The sequence below is a fragment of the Paracoccus binzhouensis genome (genome assembly GCF_016446475.1).
In the GTDB taxonomy this organism is placed as follows: Bacteria; Pseudomonadota; Alphaproteobacteria; order Rhodobacterales; family Rhodobacteraceae; genus Paracoccus; species Paracoccus binzhouensis.
In genome coordinates this window covers 1-15,331 of the sequence record NZ_JAEHFP010000049.1, presented here as the reverse complement: position 1 = coordinate 15,331, position 15,331 = coordinate 1, and the positions used below count along the sequence as shown (strand labels likewise).

The following is a 15,331-nucleotide window of genomic DNA, read 5'->3' as shown; positions in this document are numbered from 1 at the left end:
CATGCCCCGCCCGCTTGCCGCAATCGCCCTGGCGCTGCTTTGCGCCCTGCCGCTGATGTCGGTCGTGGCGCCGGCCCGGGCGCAGGATCACGGCCCCGCCGAGGTCGCGGCAATCAAGCAGGCGGTGTTCGCCGGGCCCGGCCTGCCGGTGATGGGCAATGCGCAGGGCGATGCGGTGCTGGTCGAGTTCTCGGATTACAATTGCGGCTTCTGCCGCAAGACCGCGCCGCAGGTGACGGCGCTGCTGCAATCGGACCCCGGCCTGAAGCTGGTGGTGCACGAGATTCCGATCTTCGGCGAGGGCTCGCGCTATGCCGCCCAGGCGGCGCTGGCGGCGCAGGCGCAGGGCAAGTATCCCGAGTTCCACCGCGCCCTGATGGCCATGCGCGGCAAGGCCGAGAAGGCCTCGGTGCTGCGCGTCGCGCGCGAGGTCGGGCTGGACGTGGCGCGGCTGCAGCGCGACATGCAGGCGCCCGAGATCACGCAGAGGATCGAGCGCTCGCTGGACCTAGCCGACGAGATCGGGCTGGTCGGCACGCCCAGCTTCATCGCCGGAGACCGGGCGGTGTTCGGCTATCTGGGCAAGGAGGACCTGGCCGAGCTGGTGGCCGAGGCGCGCGCTACGCAATAGCGCGCGCCGGTCCGGCATCAGGTGCGGATGTCGACGCCCAGATGCTTGGCGACGGTGAAGATGTCCTTGTCGCCGCGGCCCGACAGGTTGACCACCATGATGTGATCCTTGGACAGCTCGGGTGCGAGCTTGACGACATGGGCGAGCGCATGGCTGGGCTCCAGCGCCGGGATGATGCCTTCCAGCCGGCAGAGCGTCTGGAAGGCCGCCAGCGCCTCGTCGTCGGTGACGCTGACATATTCGGCCCGGCCCTGTTCCTTGAGCCAGGCGTGTTCGGGCCCGATGCCGGGATAGTCGAGCCCGGCGCTGATCGAATGGCCTTCGAGGATCTGCCCCTCGTCGTCCTGCAAGAGATAGGTGCGGTTGCCGTGCAGCACGCCGGCGCGGCCGCCGGTCAGGCTGGCGCAATGCTGCATGCGCTCGTCGACGCCCTTGCCGCCGGCCTCGACGCCGATGATGCGCACCGAGGGCTCGTCCAGGAAGGGGTGGAACAGGCCCATGGCGTTCGAGCCGCCACCGATCGCCGCGACCACGCTGTCGGGCAGCCGCCCCTCGCCCTCCTGCTCGGCCAGTTGCCGGCGGGTCTCGCGGCCGATGATGCATTGGAAATCGCGCACCATGGCCGGATAGGGATGCGGGCCGGCCACCGTGCCGATGCAGTAGAAGGTGTCGCGCACATTGGTCACCCAGTCGCGCAGCGCGTCGTTCATCGCGTCCTTGAGCGTTCCGCGGCCCGAGGTCACCGGCACCACCTCGGCGCCCAGAAGCCGCATGCGGAACACGTTCGGCGCCTGGCGCTCGACGTCATGGGCGCCCATGTAGACCACGCATTGCAGCCCGAAGCGGGCGCAGACCGTCGCCGTCGCCACGCCGTGCTGGCCGGCGCCGGTCTCGGCGATGATCCGGGTCTTGCCCATGCGCCGCGCCAGCAGGATCTGGCCCAGCACGTTGTTGATCTTGTGGCTGCCGGTATGGTTCAGCTCCTCGCGCTTGAGGTAGATCTTCGCGCCGCCGAGTTCCTCGGTCAGGCGGGGGGCGAAGTAGAGCGGGCTGGGCCGGCCGACGTAATGCTTCCACAGATCGCCCATCTCGGCCCAGAAGGCGGGATCGTCCTTGGCGCGCTCGTATTCCGCCTCGAGATCGAGGATCAGCGGCATCAAAGTCTCGCTGACGAAGCGGCCGCCGAAGATGCCGAAGCGGCCCTGCTCGTCCGGGCCGGTCATGAAGCTGTTGATGAGGTCTTCGGCCATGGCTCTCCTCGCGCGCGGTCGGGATGGGTATTGGGGGAGCAAAGAAGTCCCGTCAGAGGAATTTCTTATATCCGATATGGGAAGGGGTAAAGCCGAGCTTGTCGTAGAAGCGATGCGCGTCGGCGCGGCTGCGATTGGTGGTGAACTGCAGAAGCGCGCAGCCGGCGGCGCGGGCGCGGGCTTCGGCGTCGCCGATCAGCGCCGCACCGATCCTCTGGCCGCGCAGGTCGGGGCGGACGCGCACACCCTCGATCTGGGCGCGGCGGGCGGCGGAGAGCGACAGGCCGGAGATGAAGGTGATCTGGTAGCAGGCGACCACCTCGTCCCCGATCATGCCGACGATCAGCTGGTTGCCCGGTTCCGCCTGCATCGCCTCCCAGGCGGCGAGATAGGGGGCGAAATCGTCGCCCTCGCGCGCCTGGCCCAGCATGTCGTCGCGCAGAAGCGCTAGGACGGCGGGAACCTCGTCGCGCCGGGCCTCGCGGAAGGCGACGGCGGCGGTCACAGGACCGGCGCCGTGGCGCGGGCGATGAAGCTGCGGATGCGCTCGGGGTCCTTGACCCCCGGGGCGCTTTCGACGCCCGAGGAGACGTCGACACCCGGCGCACGGGTCAGGCGGATCGCCTCGTGCACGTTCTCGGGCGTCAGGCCGCCGGCGAGCAGCCAGGGCTTGAGGATCTGTCGCCCGGCCAGCAGCCGCCAGTCGAAGGCCAGGCCATTGCCGCCGGGCAGGACCGCCTCCTTCGGCGGCTTGGCGTCGATCAGCAGCATGTCGGCCACGAGGCCGTAATCCCAGAGCGCATCCAGATCCTGCGGCTCGGCCACGCCCACTGCCTTCATCACCGGCAGGCCGCTGCGCGCCTTGACCTCGGCCACCCGGGCGGGCGTCTCGGCGCCGTGCAGCTGGATCAGGTCCAGCGGCACCCGGGCCAGCACCGCGTCCAGCGCCGCGTCGTCGGGATTCACGAACAGGCCCACCTTGGCCACGCCGAGCGGCACCTGCGCGGCAAGCGCCGCCGCCACCCCGGGCGAGACATGGCGCGGCGATTTCGGAAAGAAGACGAAGCCGACATAGCGCGCCCCGGCATCGACCGCCGCGGCGAGGCCGGCGGCCTCGGTCAGGCCGCAGATCTTGACGGAAACGGCCATCGGCTCAGCGGGTCGCCGGCAGGCTGGCACCGGCGGGCTGCGCCGCCGGCTTGCGGGCCGGCGCTTCGTCGAGGATGGCCAGCACCTCGTCGCGCGGCGCGGCATGGGTCTTGCGCAGGTGGCCCACCTCGCGCTGCAGGTCGGCCAGATGCTGGGCGCGGCGGTTCGATTCGGCGCGCAGATGCGACTCGCGCAGCCATTCCCAGACCAGGCCGACCAGCACGCCGAAGACCATGGCCAGGAACAGCGCCACGAAGGCCGGCATGGTCAGCGACCATTGCCCGCCGGCAAAGGGCGCGAAGGCCTCGGGCAGCAGGCTGACGGTGACCAGGCTGCGATTTGCCACCGCCAGCAGAATCAGCACGATGGCCAGAATGACGAGGAAAAAGATCCGGATCGCGCGCATGCCTTACTCCGCTGGATGGGTCGCGGACAATCTGGCCTATTCGGCCTCGCCGTTCAACCGCTCGCGCAAGAGCTTGCCGGTCTTGAAGAAGGGCACGTGCTTTTCGTCGACGCTGACCGCCTCGCCGGTGCGGGGGTTGCGGCCCTGGCGCGCGTCGCGCTTCTTGACCGAGAAGGCGCCGAAGCCGCGCAGTTCCACCCGGTCGCCCCGGGCCATGGCGTCGATGATCTCCTCGAAGACGGTGTTCACGATCCGCTCGACATCGCGCTGGAACAGATGCGGGTTTTCTTCGGAGATTTTCTGGATCAGTTCGGATCGGATCATTGCGTTTCCTGAATCTGGTGTTCCAACGAATTCCTGCCCCCGATCATAGGTCGGGCGCCGCGGCAATCAATCCGGGAACGCGCCGCAGCCGGTTTGGTTGCCGTGCTTTCAAGCCTTTATGGGGCAGTACGCGGAAATCCGCAATGAAAAGCGCCCCCGGGACGACCCGGGGGCGCAAGGATCAGCCGACGGGGCGCCTGCCCCGGCCCTGGCTTCAGCCGCGGCCTTTCAGCGCGGCGCCCAGGATGTCGCCCAGCGAGGCACCCGAATCCGAGCTGCCATACTGTTCGACGGCTTCCTTCTCCTCGGCGATCTCGCGCGCCTTGATCGACAGGCCAAGACGGCGGGTCTTGGTGTCGATGTTGGTGACGCGGACGTCGACATGGTCACCGACCTGGAAGCGCTCGGGGCGCTGGTCCTGACGGTCGCGGGCCAGGTCCGAACGACGGATGAAGGATTTCATGCCGTTGTATTCGACCTCGATGCCGCCATCCTCGATCGCCGTCACGGTGACGGTGATGACCGAGCCGCGCTTCACGCCCTCGACCGCTTCGGCCATGGCGTCGTTTTCGAGCGCCTTGATCGACAGCGAGATGCGCTCCTTGTCGATGTCGACCTCCTGGACCACGGCCTTGACCACGTCGCCCTTGCGGAAGTCCTGGATGGCTTCCTCGCCGCGGGTGTCCCAGCTGATGTCCGACAGGTGCACCATGCCGTCGATATCGCCTTCCAGGCCGACGAACAGACCGAATTCGGTGATGTTCTTGACCTCGCCCTCGATGACGGTGCCGACCGGATGGGTTTCGGCAAAGACTTCCCACGGGTTGCGCATGGTCTGCTTCAGACCCAGGCTGACACGCCGCTTGGCCTCGTCGATCTCCAGCACCATGACGTCGACTTCCTGCGAGGTCGAGACGATCTTGCCGGGGTGGACGTTCTTCTTGGTCCAGCTCATTTCCGAGACGTGCACCAGGCCCTCGACACCGGCTTCCAGCTCGACGAAGGCGCCGTAATCGGTGATGTTGGTCACGCGGCCGGTATGGACCGAGCCGATCGGGAACTTCGAGCCGACGGTATCCCACGGATCGGCCTGCAGCTGCTTCATGCCCAGGCTGATGCGGTGGGTTTCCTTGTTGATCTTGACGACCTGGACCTTCACGGTCTCGCCGATCGACAGGATCTCGGACGGGTGGTTGACGCGGCGCCAGGCCATGTCGGTGACGTGCAGCAGGCCGTCGACGCCGCCCAGGTCAACGAAGGCACCGTATTCGGTGATGTTCTTGACCACGCCCTCGACCGTCTGACCTTCGGTCAGGTTGGCGATGACCTCGGCGCGCTGTTCGGCGCGGGACTCTTCCAGGATGGCGCGGCGCGACACGACGATATTGCCACGGCGGCGGTCCATCTTCAGGATCTGGAACGGCTGCTTCAGACCCATCAGCGGGCCGGCATCGCGCACGGGGCGCACATCGACCTGCGAGCCGGGCAGGAAGGCCACGGCACCGCCCAGATCGACGGTGAAGCCACCCTTGACGCGACCGAAGATGGCGCCTTCGACGCGCTCTTCCGCGGCATAGGCTTTCTCCAGGCGGTCCCAGGCCTCTTCGCGGCGGGCCTTCTCGCGCGAGATCGAGGCTTCGCCGCGGGCGTTCTCGACGCGGTCCAGATAGACCTCGACCTCATCGCCGACGGCAATATTGGGGGCTTCGCCGGGATTCGCGAATTCCTTCAGATCGACGCGGCCTTCCATCTTGTAGCCGACGTCGATGATGGCCTGGCCCGCCTCGATGGCGATGACCTTGCCCTTGACGACCGAGCCCTCGTCGGGCGTGTCGATGGCGAGGCTTTCGTTCAGGAGGGCCTCGAACTCCTCCATGGTCGCTTTAGCGCACATATATAATCAGTTTCCTTTTCGATCATTGCTGGCCATGCGGTTGGCTCCGCCGGTCTCTTTGTAGATGCCGGGATAAGCGCAAAGGGTCGCGGCATGCGCCCGACCCTGTGTGAAGCGGCCCGTTCTGGCCCCATCGCTTGCCCTGACGGGCGCGATATAGCCCTCATTCGCCGTTCTGGCAAGCGCCGAGGCCGGGGAAATGCGCCCGGATCTCCTGCTCCAGCAGCGCCACCAGCTCTGCCGCCGGCATGGCGCGGGCGCGCGGTGCCCCGGTCCCGCACCATTGCGCCGCGTAATCCGAGCCGCCCGCCACCGCCTGCAGGCGCTTGGCCGCATCATAGGCGATCGGGTAATCCGGCAGCGGCGGCGCGGCAGCGGCCTCGCCAAGCGCGGTCAGCCGGTTGGCCAGGCCACGCGCCGGCCGGCCCGAGATGGCGCGGGTCATCACCGTGTCGCCGGGCCGGGCCGCCGCCAGCCGGCCGCGATAGGCCTCGTTCGCCGCCGATTCCGGGCAGGCGACGAAGGCCGTGCCCATCTGCACCGCCGCCGCCCCGGCCCGCAGGAAGCGCGCGGCATCGGCGCCGTCCATGATGCCGCCGGCAGCGACCACCGGCAAGCCCAGCTCCAGCAGGTCGCGCATCAGCGCCTCGGTCGAAAGCCGCGTATCCGGGCCGTCGGGCTCGAAGATGCCGCGATGCCCGCCGGCCTCGTAGCCCTGGGCGATGATCAGGTCGAGCCCGGCGTCGCGGATCGCCTGCGCCTCAGCGCGCGAGGTGGCGGTCGCGCCCAGCGTGGCGCCGCCGTCGCGCAGCGCGGCGATGCGCTCGGCCGAAGGCAGGCCGAAATGGAAGGTGACCAGCGCCGGCCGTGCCGCCAGCACCGCGCGCAACATCTCGTCATGGCCGAGGAAGCTGCGATAGATCTCCTCGATGCGGGTCGGGGGCTCGGCGCCGAAGCGGCGGAACTCGGGCGCCAGGTAGTCGAGCCAGCCGGCCTCGCGCGCCGGATCGGCCTGGGCGGGACGGTGGCAGAACAGGTTGACGCCATAGCGGTCCGAGCCCAGCCGCTCGCGCGTCTCGGCCATCATCGCCGCGGCCTGGGCGGGATTGGCGGCAGCCAGGCCGATCGAGCCCATCCCCCCGGCCCGGCTGACCTCGGCGGCCAGCAGCGGCGTCGCGGTGCCGGCCATCGGCGCCTGGATCACCGGCACCCGCAGGTCGGAAAACTGGAAAACGCCTTTCATGCCCCTGCCTCCCTGGCGCAGGCGATGGCGCGGGCCACCGCCTCCTCGATGCTCATGTCGGTGGTGTCGAACAGCAGCGCATCCGCGGCCGGGCGCATCGGCGCCACGTCGCGGGCGGCGTCACGGGCGTCGCGCTCGCGCAGCTCGGCCAGAATGCGCGCCTCGTCGGCGCCCAGTTCCAGCGCCCGGCGGCGGGCGCGGATCTCGTCGCTGGCGGTGACGTAGAGCTTCAGCTCGGCCCCCGGGCAGATCACTGTGCCGATGTCGCGCCCGTCCAGCACCGCCCCCGGCTCGGAGCGGGCGAAGCGGCGCTGGAACTCGACCAGCGCGGCCCGCACCTCGGGGATGGCAGCGACGCGGCTGGCCGCCTGCCCGGCCTCGGCGCTGCGCAGGTCGTCGCGGGCCAGGTCCTCGGGCGCCAGGCTGCGCGCGGCAGCGACCGGATCGCCGCCCTTGGCGCCGACGGCGCGGTAAAGCAGCCCGGTGTCGAGATGCGCGAAGCCGAACTGCCGGGCAAGCGCCCGGGCGATGGTCCCCTTGCCCGAGGCGGCGGGTCCGTCGATGGCGATGGTGAAGGGCATGGATCCTCGATTGCGGCCCCGGCGGGCGCGATTGCTCTGGCGATTCTTCCGGCCGCCCGAACCGCCATGTGGGCCCGCCCCCGCAACCCGAGGTGCCGCGGCCTGAAGCATCCCGGGCCGGAGGCGAGGCCCGCGGCCGGCCCCACATGGCAGTTCGGGCGGCGTCCCGAAGGACGGCGCGCCCGGCCGGATCATGGTGCCGGTTGCAGGAATCGAACCCGCGACCTTCTCATTACAAGTGAGCTGCTCTACCTGCTGAGCTAAACCGGCCTTTCCCATCCGATAGCCTCTGGCGCGGGCGGGCGCAAGCGCGCCGGCGCCGCGTTCATCCGGTGACCGCCCGGACCGTCGCCACCAGCTTCTGCGCATCGAAGGGCTGCGGCAGCCAGCCGGCGGCACCGGCACTGCGCGCCCGGCTCTTCAGTTCCGGCAGGGTCGAGGTCGAAAGCACCAGGATCGGCACCGCCCGCAGCCGCTCCTGCCGCCGCACCGCCTCGATGAAGCCGAAGCCGTCCAGGCCCGGCAGGGCAATGCCGGTGACGATCGCATCGACCCGGCAGCCCTGCAGCAGCGCCAGCCCCTGGTTCCCGTCGCCGGAAACCGCCACCGCCATGCCGGCCTGGCGCAGGGCGGCGGCGGTACGGTCGCGCAGCTCGGCGCTGGCATGCTGGACCAGGACCGTCAGCGCCAAGCCCGCACCCGTCCCGGCTGCCGCTTCTGCCCCGGCCTGCGAATCTGGCGGCTTGCCCTGGATCTTTCCTTGCTCATGCGGCATATCTCCGGCTGGCCTCCCCCCTTTGCTCGCGCCAGCATGGCGGCGAAAGGTTAAGGCCGGGTTGACGGGCGAACGATTCCGTTTTCCCCCGGGCCCTGCTTTCCTAGGCCCTTGCGCCCTGCCGCCGGGGCGCGCCGCAGGTTTTCCCAGCAAGGCGCTTGCATTCCCGGCCGGAAGGGACTATGCCGCGCGCACTTCACAGGCGGGGTCGGGCCCCGGAGGGAGACATCCTTCGACGGTCCACCGGTTGGGGCAAGCCCCTGAAAGCCCCGCCAAGGCGCAAACCGGAAAGGACATGGACATGGCGCTTCCCGAATTCTCCATGCGTCAGCTGCTTGAAGCTGGCGTTCACTACGGCCACCAGACCCAGCGCTGGAACCCCCGCATGGCCGAGTTCATCTATGGTGAACGCAACGGCATCCACATCATCGACCTGACCCAGACCGTGCCGATGCTGGACGCGGCGCTGCAGGTGGTGCGCGACACCGTCGCCAAGGGCGGCCGGGTGCTGTTCGTCGGCACCAAGCGCCAGGCACAGAAAGCCGTCGCCGATGCGGCCGAGCGTTCGGCCCAGTTCTACATGAACCACCGCTGGCTGGGCGGCACGCTGACCAACTGGAAGACCGTCTCGCAGTCGATCCAGCGCCTGAAGGCGCTCGACGAGACGCTGGGCTCGGGCGCCGAGGGCCTGACCAAGAAGGAACGGCTGCAGATGGAGCGCGAGCAGGCCAAGCTGCAGGCCTCGCTGGGCGGCATCCGCGAAATGGGCGGCCTGCCCGACCTGCTGTTCGTCATCGACGTGAACAAGGAAGACCTGGCCATCGCCGAGGCGAAGAAGCTGGGCATCCCGGTCGTCGCCGTGGTCGATACCAACTGCTCGCCCAAGGGCGTGGACTATATCATCCCGGGCAATGACGACGCCGCCCGCGCCATCGCGCTTTACTGCGACCTGGTCAGCCGCGCCGCCCTGGACGGCATGACCGCCCAGATGGGCGCCGCCGGCGTCGACCTGGGCGCGCTCGAGGCCGGGGTCGAGGAAGAGCTGAGCGGCGAGGCCAGCGAAGCGGCCGCCGAGGCCTGATCGGCGGGCCCGCCACCCCCCGCGAGGGGATTCACGGAACATTCATCAGGCGGGGACAAGCCCCGCCTGACGCATTGAAAAGCAAGGAGACACCCGGATGGCTATCACCGCTGCGATGGTGAAGGAGCTGCGCGAAACGACCGGCGCAGGCATGATGGACGCCAAGAAGGCGCTGACCGAGACCGACGGCGACATGGAAGCCGCCATCGACTGGCTGCGCACCAAGGGCCTGGCGAAAGCCGCGAAGAAGGCCGACCGCGTCGCCGCCGAGGGCCTGGTCGGGGTGCAGGTCAAGGCCGGTCGCGGCGTGGCGGTCGAGATCAACTCGGAAACCGATTTCGTTGCCAAGAACGCCGATTTCCAGCAGCTGGTGCGCGATATCACCGCCGTGGCGCTGGACACCGCCACCGATGTCGAGGTGCTGAAGGCCACGCATCTGAACGGCAAGCCGGTCGCCGACGTGCTGACCGACGCCATCGCCCGCATCGGCGAGAACATGACCCTGCGCCGGATGCACCTGCTGGAAGGCGATACCGTCGTCTCCTACGTCCATAATGCCGCGGCCGAAGGGCTGGGCAAGATCGGCGTGCTGGTGGCGCTGAAAGGCCCGGCCGACAAGGCGCAGGCGATCGGCAAGCAGTTCGCCATGCATATCGCCGCGACCAACCCGGTCTCGCTGTCGGAAGCCACGCTCGACCCGGCGCTCTTGGCGCGCGAGTTGGAAGTGCAGACCGCCAAGGCCCTGGAAGAAAACGCCGCCTCGTCCAAGCCGAAGCCCGAGGCCGTGATCCAGAACAACATCATCCCCGGCCGGATGAAGAAATTCGTGGCCGAGAACACGCTGCTGGGCCAGCCCTTCGTGGTCAATCCCGACCTGACCGTCGAGCAGGCCGCGAAAGAGGCCGGCGTCGAGATCACCGGCTACGCCCGGGTGATGGTCGGCGAAGGCATCGAGAAGAAGGAAGAGGATTTCGCCGCCGAGGTCGCCAAGACCCGCGCCGGCGCCTGATCCTTCCGGGTCACGCAGGAACGAACGCCGGCCCTTGGGCCGGCGTTTGCATGCCAGGGCCCGCGCACACGCCGCGTCCCGCAGTGCGGCGGGGTGATCCTGCCGCGTCTGCTGCGGGCGCCCGCGCGCGCCGCGTCCCGATCACCCCCGCGCCCGTTGCGCCCAACGCCGATCCCTCGCCGACCCGCCGGCCCATTGTCGCGCCGTCCCCCATCGCCGCTTTGTCGCCAGCCCGTCGCCCATCGGCCGGCCTGTCGAGCGGACGCGATGCGGCCGGCGGCCTTGCGCGGCCCGGCGGGGCGGGCTTTTGCGGTGCAGGCTTCCGTGCACACCCGGTGCACAGCCGGTGTACGGGCGCTGCACGGCCGGCGGCGGTGGTTCAGGGCTCGCTTTCGCCGGTATCCAGCACCACCCGGTCCCGCGGCAGCGCCCCGGCAAAGGACAGGAAGCGCCAGGGCTCGGCCTGGCCGGATCCGGCGGTCTGGGCCCCGCCCTCCTCGCGGCTGCAGGGCTCGCCCGGGTCGATGAAGATCTACCGGCGATAGGCGGCATGCAGGATCGCCTGCGCCGTGGTCCGCGCCCCCAGTGCCTTGCGCGCCAGCCGCAGGTGCTTCTCGACCGTGGCCGGGGTCAGGTCCAGGATCTCGGCGATCTCGGGCGTGGTGCGGCCGGCGGCGATATGCTCCAGAACCTCGCGCTGGCGCTGGGTCAGCATGGCCTCGGGCGCGGCATAGGGCAGGGTCGAGATGCGCAGATGCACCAGCCCGGTCAGCGCCTCGACCTCCGGCCCGCAATGCCGCCAGATCGCGTCCAGCCCCTCCTGGCGCATGCCGATCGCCCCGCTCAGCAGCACGCCGGCCCGCACCCGCTGCACGCTGTCACCAAGGCTGATCGCATAGCCCGAGGCATGGCCGTGCCGGGCGAACAGGTCCATGACCCGCTCCTCGAGTCGGGTCAGGCGGCCGGCCAGCCGGCGCCGGTGCATCCAGGCCCAGCTTTCGCTGCCGGTGTTCCGGGTCATCCAGCGATACATCGGCACGCTCTCGAACCCGCCCTGCGCCAGGATCTCCTGGAACAGCCGCGGCGAATAGCTGGACAGGAAGATGCTGTCGTCGATCATCCGCTCGCCCGAGGCCTCGAGCAGCCGCGCGCCGTAATAGGAAACATGCGGCAGGCCCAGCCCGGTCAACCGCCCGACATAGTGCCGCCAGACGGCTTCGGCCGAACGCGCGGCCAGAATGGTCTGTATGTCGTTCAGCATATTCCCTTGCCCCGGTCGTCTAAATGCGTAGGTATAAATTGCTGGCGGCCTGAGTGATTGAATAATATTTTCACATATCCGGCGGCTTGCAATCCCGCGAGGAATCTTCCGATCCGCACCGGGGTAACCATGATGTGATGCAATCACAAGCCAATTGATAAACCGTTAAAAATCCCGACAGGCCAGGACTGACCTTGCGGCAACCCGCGCGCCGTTCCGCCCGCCGGCGAAGTTGCAAGCAAGAGGTTTTCCTGGCCGGCAATGCTGGTTACTGTGCCGCCGAAACGAGTCAGGAGCGGCGGTTGGGCATGCAGGTCGTCTTTCATTGCGGGGTTCACGGCACCGATCTTTACCGCATGGTCAAGACCTTGCTGCAAAACCGCGATTGGCTGCTGCGCAACGGCATCGAGCCGGTCACCCCGAACCGTCACCGCGAGATCTTCGGCGAGGCGCTGAACGCCCTGAACGGGGCGCAGGCCACCGACGACATGCAGCAGGTGATGCTGGACGCGATCCTGGAATCGGATGATCCGCATCGAATCATCTGCAGCACGCCGACCTTTCTGGGCAAGGCCGAGCGGGCGATCTCGTCCGAGGGGCTTTACGCCAATGCCGGCCCGAAGATGGCGGCGCTGGCGAACCTGTTTCCCGGCGCCAAGATCGAGTTCTTCATGGCGCTGAAGAACCCCGCCACGCTGATCCCCTTCGTGCTGGCGCAGCCGGGCAGCGGCACCTATGCCGAGGTGATGGGCGGCATCGATCCGCTAAGCCTGCGTTGGGCGCCTGCCCTGCGCCGCATCCTGGCCGCCCTGCCCGGCCACCGCATCGTCCTGTGGTGCCACGAGGACACCCCGCTGATCTGGCCCGAGGTGGTGCGCCGCATCGCGACCATGCCCAGCGACGTGCCGCTGAAGGCCGGGCTGCAGATCCTGGGCGACATCCTGCACCCGGACGGGATCAGGATGATCCGCGAGGCCATGGCCCAGGAACAGCGGCTGACCATCGAGAGCCGGCGGCGCATTTTCGCCACGGCCCTGCAGAAGCACGCCCTGCCCGAGCAGATCGAGACCGAGGTGAACCTGCCCGGCTGGACACAGGGACTGGTGGACCGCATCACCGCCGCCTATGACGAGGACATGGCCGAGATCGCCGCCCTGCCGGGGGTCGAGTTCATCATCCCCTGAACTGCCTGAACGCCCGCGCATGAAAAAAGGGCCGGTCGCCCGGCCCCGCTGATGCGCCGGCGGCCTCAGGCCATCCCCAGCGCGGCCTTGTACATTTCCAGGATCGCCTCTTCCTCGGCGATGTCGTCCTTGTCACGCTTGCGCAGCGCGATGACCTTGCGCATGACCTTGGTGTCGTAGCCGCGCGCCTTGGCCTCGGCCATCAGCTCCTTCTGCTGCTCGGTCACGTCCTTCTTTTCCGCCTCGAGCTGCTCATATTGCTCGATGAACTGGCGCAGCTCGCCGGCGGCGATGCCATAGGCGTTGTCGTCCTGCATGTTCCGCTCCTTCGGGTTTTGGCGCGGGTCTAGGCGGTCTTGCGGGCGGGTGCAATCGCCGCTAGGCCGTCCGCGGCAGACGGAGGCGAAAACATGACGATCTGGGATGGGCTGATCTGGGGCGGAACCGCGCTGACGGTGATCGGGCTGGTGGCGCTGGCCTGGTGCATCCTGACCGCCGCACGGGCCAAGGCGCGGATCCGCGACGATGCCGAGATGCGCGCCGCCATGCGCAGGGTGGTGGCCGTGAACATGGCGGCGCTGGCGGCCTCGGTCCTGGGGCTGATGCTGGTGGTCCTGGGCATCATGCTGGGCGGCTGACATGCGGGCGCTGATCCAGAGGGTCTCGGAAGCCGAAGTCAGGGTCGCGGGCCGCAGCATCGGCCGCATCGGGCCCGGCCTGCTGGTGCTGGTCTGCGCCATGCAGGGCGACCCGGACGACGCGGCCGCGAAACTGGCCGTGCGCATCGCCAAGCTGCGCATCTTCCGCGACGAGGCCGGCAAGATGAACCGCTCGGTCCAGGACATCGGCGGCGCGGTGCTGGTGGTCAGCCAGTTCACCCTGGCCGCCGACACGCGCACCGGCAACCGCCCCGGCTTTTCCAGCGCCGAGGCGCCCGAGCGCGGCGAGGCGCTGTATCTGCGCTTCGCCGAGGCGCTGCGCGGGCTGGGCCTGCCGGTCGAGACCGGCTCCTTCGGCGCCGACATGAAGGTGTCGCTGGTCAATGACGGTCCGGTGACGATCTGGATGGATTCCGCGGATCGGGCTTGACTTTCGCCGCCCGACCCCTCATTTGCGACGAGTTGCCGCCCGCTGCCGCGTGAGCAGCCGGCGCCCTTGCGCCAAGGTCGGCATCGATTTTCCGGTTTCCCATTCACGCGGGGAGGCTGCGGGCATCACCGTATCCACGCCCGCCCCTCGCAACCAGCCGCGCGCTTCGCACGGCCCCAGCCATGCGCGCCGATACGCGGGCGACCTGGCCGAAAGACGTTATGACCAACGAGACCACCCGCCCGAACCGTTCGGGCAATCCCCGCGCCCAGCAAGGCGGCAAGCCGCGTTTCCGCAACGACAAGCCGAACACCAACCACCGCCGACACCGTGCAGAGCCGGAGGAGAAATTCATCCGCCGCGCCATCCCCGAGATCGACACCGCCTTCACCCGCATGGGGATCGATGCGCGCGTGGCGATCAACCTGCCGGGCCTGGGCATCGAGACCCCCTCGCCCATCCAGGAAAAATCCATCCCCGGCATCGTCGAGGGCCGCGACCTCCTGGGCCTGGCGCAGACCGGCACCGGCAAGACGGCGGCCTTCGGCCTGCCGATGCTGACCCGGCTGCTGAACATCGGCCGCAAGCCCGAGCCCCGGACCTGCCGGGCGCTGATCCTGGCGCCGACCCGCGAGCTGGCGACCCAGATCGCCGAGAACATCGACAACTACGCCATCGGCACGCCGATCCGGCAGTTCCGCGTCGTCGGCGGCGCCTCGATCAACGTGCAGGTCCAGCGGCTGGAACGCGGCGTCGACGTGCTGATCGCGACGCCGGGCCGGCTGATCGACCTGATCGAGCGCGGCGCCATCGACCTGTCGCAGACCAAGTATCTGGTGCTGGACGAGGCCGACCAGATGCTGGACATCGGTTTCATCCACGCGCTGCGCCGCATCGCCAAGATGCTGCCGCGCGAGCGCCAGACGCTGCTGTTCTCGGCCACCATGCCCAAGCTGATGGAGGAGCTGGCCGACAGTTACCTGAACGATCCGCTGCGCGTGGCGGTGAACCCGCCCGGCCAGGCGGCGGCCAAGATCGACCAGGGCGTGCATTTCGTCAACCAGGGCGACAAGGCGACGCTGCTGGCGGAATACCTGTCCAAGCATGTGGACGAGCTGGCCATCGTCTTCGGCCGCACCAAGCACGGCTCGGAAAAGCTGTCGAAGCTCTTGGAGAAATGGGGCTACAAGGTTGCCGCGATCCACGGCAACAAGAGCCAGGGCCAGCGCGAGCGCGCCCTGGCCAGCTTCCGCGCCGGCGACACCAAGGTGCTGGTCGCGACCGACGTGGCGGCGCGCGGCCTCGACATTCCCGAGGTGGCGCATGTCTATAACTACGACCTGCCCAACGTGCCGGAGAACTACGTCCACCGCATCGGCCGCACCGCCCGCGCCGGGCGCGACGGCCGCGCCATCGCCTTCTGCGCACCCGCCGAGATCGGCGAGCTGCGCGCC

At 68.9% G+C, this 15,331-nt stretch carries 19 protein-coding genes and 1 tRNA gene; 7 read left to right on the top strand and 13 right to left on the bottom strand.

All coding sequences use genetic code 11. From position 1 onward, the window contains the following. Position 1: 1 nt before the first annotated feature. On the top strand, positions 2 to 631 hold the full coding sequence (locus I9P22_RS12610; RefSeq protein ID WP_199259841.1) for a DsbA family protein: 630 nt from the start codon (positions 2 to 4) through the stop codon (positions 629 to 631). Positions 632 to 648: 17 nt separating this feature from the next. On the opposite strand, the gene trpB is transcribed toward I9P22_RS12610, so the two are convergent. The 10 genes from trpB to I9P22_RS12560 all read right to left on the bottom strand — a co-directional run bounded on the left by trpB (position 649) and on the right by I9P22_RS12560 (position 8,169). Continuing rightward, complete coding sequence (gene trpB, locus I9P22_RS12605; RefSeq protein WP_199259840.1) at positions 649 to 1,881, bottom strand: tryptophan synthase subunit beta; 1,233 nt, start codon at positions 1,879 to 1,881, stop codon at positions 649 to 651. Positions 1,882 to 1,933: 52 nt separating this feature from the next. Beyond that, on the bottom strand, positions 1,934 to 2,386 hold the full coding sequence (locus tag I9P22_RS12600; RefSeq protein ID WP_199259839.1) for a GNAT family N-acetyltransferase: 453 nt from the start codon (positions 2,384 to 2,386) through the stop codon (positions 1,934 to 1,936). Continuing rightward, positions 2,383 to 3,030 (bottom strand): phosphoribosylanthranilate isomerase, encoded by a 648-nt coding sequence (locus tag I9P22_RS12595; RefSeq protein ID WP_199259838.1) that lies wholly within the window; start codon positions 3,028 to 3,030, stop codon positions 2,383 to 2,385. The genes I9P22_RS12600 and I9P22_RS12595 overlap by 4 nt, the downstream gene beginning before the upstream one ends. Before the next feature lie 4 nt (positions 3,031 to 3,034). After that, the gene (locus I9P22_RS12590; RefSeq protein ID WP_199259837.1) at positions 3,035 to 3,436 is read right to left on the bottom strand and encodes a LapA family protein; all 402 of its coding nucleotides are present in this window, start codon (positions 3,434 to 3,436) and stop codon (positions 3,035 to 3,037) included. A 36-nt stretch (positions 3,437 to 3,472) separates the two neighbouring features. Continuing rightward, on the bottom strand, positions 3,473 to 3,826 hold the full coding sequence (gene ihfB, locus I9P22_RS12585; protein ID WP_269846645.1) for an integration host factor subunit beta: 354 nt from the start codon (positions 3,824 to 3,826) through the stop codon (positions 3,473 to 3,475). A gap of 148 nt (positions 3,827 to 3,974) precedes the next feature. Then, the gene (gene rpsA / locus I9P22_RS12580) at positions 3,975 to 5,654 is read right to left on the bottom strand and encodes a 30S ribosomal protein S1 (protein ID WP_199259835.1); all 1,680 of its coding nucleotides are present in this window, start codon (positions 5,652 to 5,654) and stop codon (positions 3,975 to 3,977) included. Between the two features lie 163 nt (positions 5,655 to 5,817). Continuing rightward, on the bottom strand, positions 5,818 to 6,897 hold the full coding sequence (locus I9P22_RS12575) for an NAD(P)H-dependent flavin oxidoreductase (RefSeq protein WP_199259834.1): 1,080 nt from the start codon (positions 6,895 to 6,897) through the stop codon (positions 5,818 to 5,820). After that, entirely contained in the window at positions 6,894 to 7,478 is a 585-nt protein-coding gene (locus I9P22_RS12570; protein ID WP_199259833.1) for a (d)CMP kinase, read from the bottom strand. Before I9P22_RS12570 ends, I9P22_RS12575 begins: the two co-directional genes overlap by 4 nt. Positions 7,479 to 7,672: 194 nt before the next feature. Next, a tRNA-Thr gene (locus I9P22_RS12565) sits at positions 7,673 to 7,748 on the bottom strand. 55 nt (positions 7,749 to 7,803) lie between these two features. After that, a complete protein-coding gene (locus tag I9P22_RS12560) occupies positions 7,804 to 8,169 on the bottom strand; it encodes a response regulator (RefSeq protein WP_233253363.1) in 366 nt (121 codons plus the stop codon). A 379-nt stretch (positions 8,170 to 8,548) separates the two neighbouring features. Here I9P22_RS12560 and rpsB point away from each other — a divergent pair, with 379 nt between their 5' ends. Both rpsB and tsf read left to right on the top strand, forming a co-directional pair. Then, a complete protein-coding gene (gene rpsB / locus I9P22_RS12555) occupies positions 8,549 to 9,334 on the top strand; it encodes a 30S ribosomal protein S2 (RefSeq protein WP_199259831.1) in 786 nt (261 codons plus the stop codon). Between the two features lie 97 nt (positions 9,335 to 9,431). Next, positions 9,432 to 10,343 (top strand): translation elongation factor Ts, encoded by a 912-nt coding sequence (tsf, locus tag I9P22_RS12550; protein WP_199259830.1) that lies wholly within the window; start codon positions 9,432 to 9,434, stop codon positions 10,341 to 10,343. Between the two features lie 532 nt (positions 10,344 to 10,875). Here the strand turns inward: tsf and I9P22_RS12545 are convergent. Further along, on the bottom strand, positions 10,876 to 11,604 hold the full coding sequence (locus I9P22_RS12545) for a helix-turn-helix transcriptional regulator (protein WP_199259829.1): 729 nt from the start codon (positions 11,602 to 11,604) through the stop codon (positions 10,876 to 10,878). Between the two features lie 143 nt (positions 11,605 to 11,747). After that, positions 11,748 to 11,930 (bottom strand): hypothetical protein, encoded by a 183-nt coding sequence (locus tag I9P22_RS12540; RefSeq protein WP_199259828.1) that lies wholly within the window; start codon positions 11,928 to 11,930, stop codon positions 11,748 to 11,750. Between I9P22_RS12540 and I9P22_RS12535 the strand changes: the two genes are divergently transcribed. Then, the gene (locus I9P22_RS12535; RefSeq protein ID WP_199259827.1) at positions 11,913 to 12,788 is read left to right on the top strand and encodes a hypothetical protein; all 876 of its coding nucleotides are present in this window, start codon (positions 11,913 to 11,915) and stop codon (positions 12,786 to 12,788) included. The two genes, I9P22_RS12540 and I9P22_RS12535, sit on opposite strands and share 18 nt — an antisense overlap. A 65-nt stretch (positions 12,789 to 12,853) precedes the next feature. Here I9P22_RS12535 and I9P22_RS12530 read toward each other — a convergent pair whose 3' ends face one another. Then, the gene (locus tag I9P22_RS12530) at positions 12,854 to 13,105 is read right to left on the bottom strand and encodes a DUF2312 domain-containing protein (protein WP_028712294.1); all 252 of its coding nucleotides are present in this window, start codon (positions 13,103 to 13,105) and stop codon (positions 12,854 to 12,856) included. A gap of 93 nt (positions 13,106 to 13,198) precedes the next feature. Here I9P22_RS12530 and I9P22_RS12525 point away from each other — a divergent pair, with 93 nt between their 5' ends. The 3 genes from I9P22_RS12525 to I9P22_RS12515 all read left to right on the top strand — a co-directional run. Continuing rightward, entirely contained in the window at positions 13,199 to 13,426 is a 228-nt protein-coding gene (locus tag I9P22_RS12525; protein ID WP_199259826.1) for a hypothetical protein, read from the top strand. A gap of 1 nt (position 13,427) precedes the next feature. Beyond that, on the top strand, positions 13,428 to 13,877 hold the full coding sequence (gene dtd, locus I9P22_RS12520; RefSeq protein ID WP_199259825.1) for a D-aminoacyl-tRNA deacylase: 450 nt from the start codon (positions 13,428 to 13,430) through the stop codon (positions 13,875 to 13,877). Positions 13,878 to 14,098: 221 nt separating this feature from the next. Continuing rightward, positions 14,099 to 15,331 (top strand): DEAD/DEAH box helicase (locus I9P22_RS12515; RefSeq protein ID WP_233253362.1); only part of this gene is annotated, 1,233 nt, incomplete at its 3' end.

Excerpts from the sequence above, each read along its gene's own strand:
- I9P22_RS12610 (WP_199259841.1), top strand. The coding sequence starts at position 2 with ATGCCCCGCCCGCTTGCCGCAATCGCCCTGGCGCTGCTTTGCGCCCTG.
- trpB (WP_199259840.1), bottom strand. The coding sequence starts at position 1,881 with ATGGCCGAAGACCTCATCAACAGCTTCATGACCGGCCCGGACGAGCAG.
- I9P22_RS12595 (WP_199259838.1), bottom strand. The coding sequence starts at position 3,030 with ATGGCCGTTTCCGTCAAGATCTGCGGCCTGACCGAGGCCGCCGGCCTC.
- I9P22_RS12590 (WP_199259837.1), bottom strand. The coding sequence starts at position 3,436 with ATGCGCGCGATCCGGATCTTTTTCCTCGTCATTCTGGCCATCGTGCTG.
- rpsA (WP_199259835.1), bottom strand. The coding sequence starts at position 5,654 with ATGTGCGCTAAAGCGACCATGGAGGAGTTCGAGGCCCTCCTGAACGAA.
- I9P22_RS12575 (WP_199259834.1), bottom strand. The coding sequence starts at position 6,897 with ATGAAAGGCGTTTTCCAGTTTTCCGACCTGCGGGTGCCGGTGATCCAG.
- I9P22_RS12570 (WP_199259833.1), bottom strand. The coding sequence starts at position 7,478 with ATGCCCTTCACCATCGCCATCGACGGACCCGCCGCCTCGGGCAAGGGG.
- rpsB (WP_199259831.1), top strand. The coding sequence starts at position 8,549 with ATGGACATGGCGCTTCCCGAATTCTCCATGCGTCAGCTGCTTGAAGCT.
- tsf (WP_199259830.1), top strand. The coding sequence starts at position 9,432 with ATGGCTATCACCGCTGCGATGGTGAAGGAGCTGCGCGAAACGACCGGC.
- I9P22_RS12545 (WP_199259829.1), bottom strand. The coding sequence starts at position 11,604 with ATGCTGAACGACATACAGACCATTCTGGCCGCGCGTTCGGCCGAAGCC.
- I9P22_RS12535 (WP_199259827.1), top strand. The coding sequence starts at position 11,913 with ATGCAGGTCGTCTTTCATTGCGGGGTTCACGGCACCGATCTTTACCGC.
- I9P22_RS12540 (WP_199259828.1), bottom strand. The coding sequence starts at position 11,930 with ATGAAAGACGACCTGCATGCCCAACCGCCGCTCCTGACTCGTTTCGGC.
- I9P22_RS12530 (WP_028712294.1), bottom strand. The coding sequence starts at position 13,105 with ATGCAGGACGACAACGCCTATGGCATCGCCGCCGGCGAGCTGCGCCAG.
- I9P22_RS12525 (WP_199259826.1), top strand. The coding sequence starts at position 13,199 with ATGACGATCTGGGATGGGCTGATCTGGGGCGGAACCGCGCTGACGGTG.
- dtd (WP_199259825.1), top strand. The coding sequence starts at position 13,428 with ATGCGGGCGCTGATCCAGAGGGTCTCGGAAGCCGAAGTCAGGGTCGCG.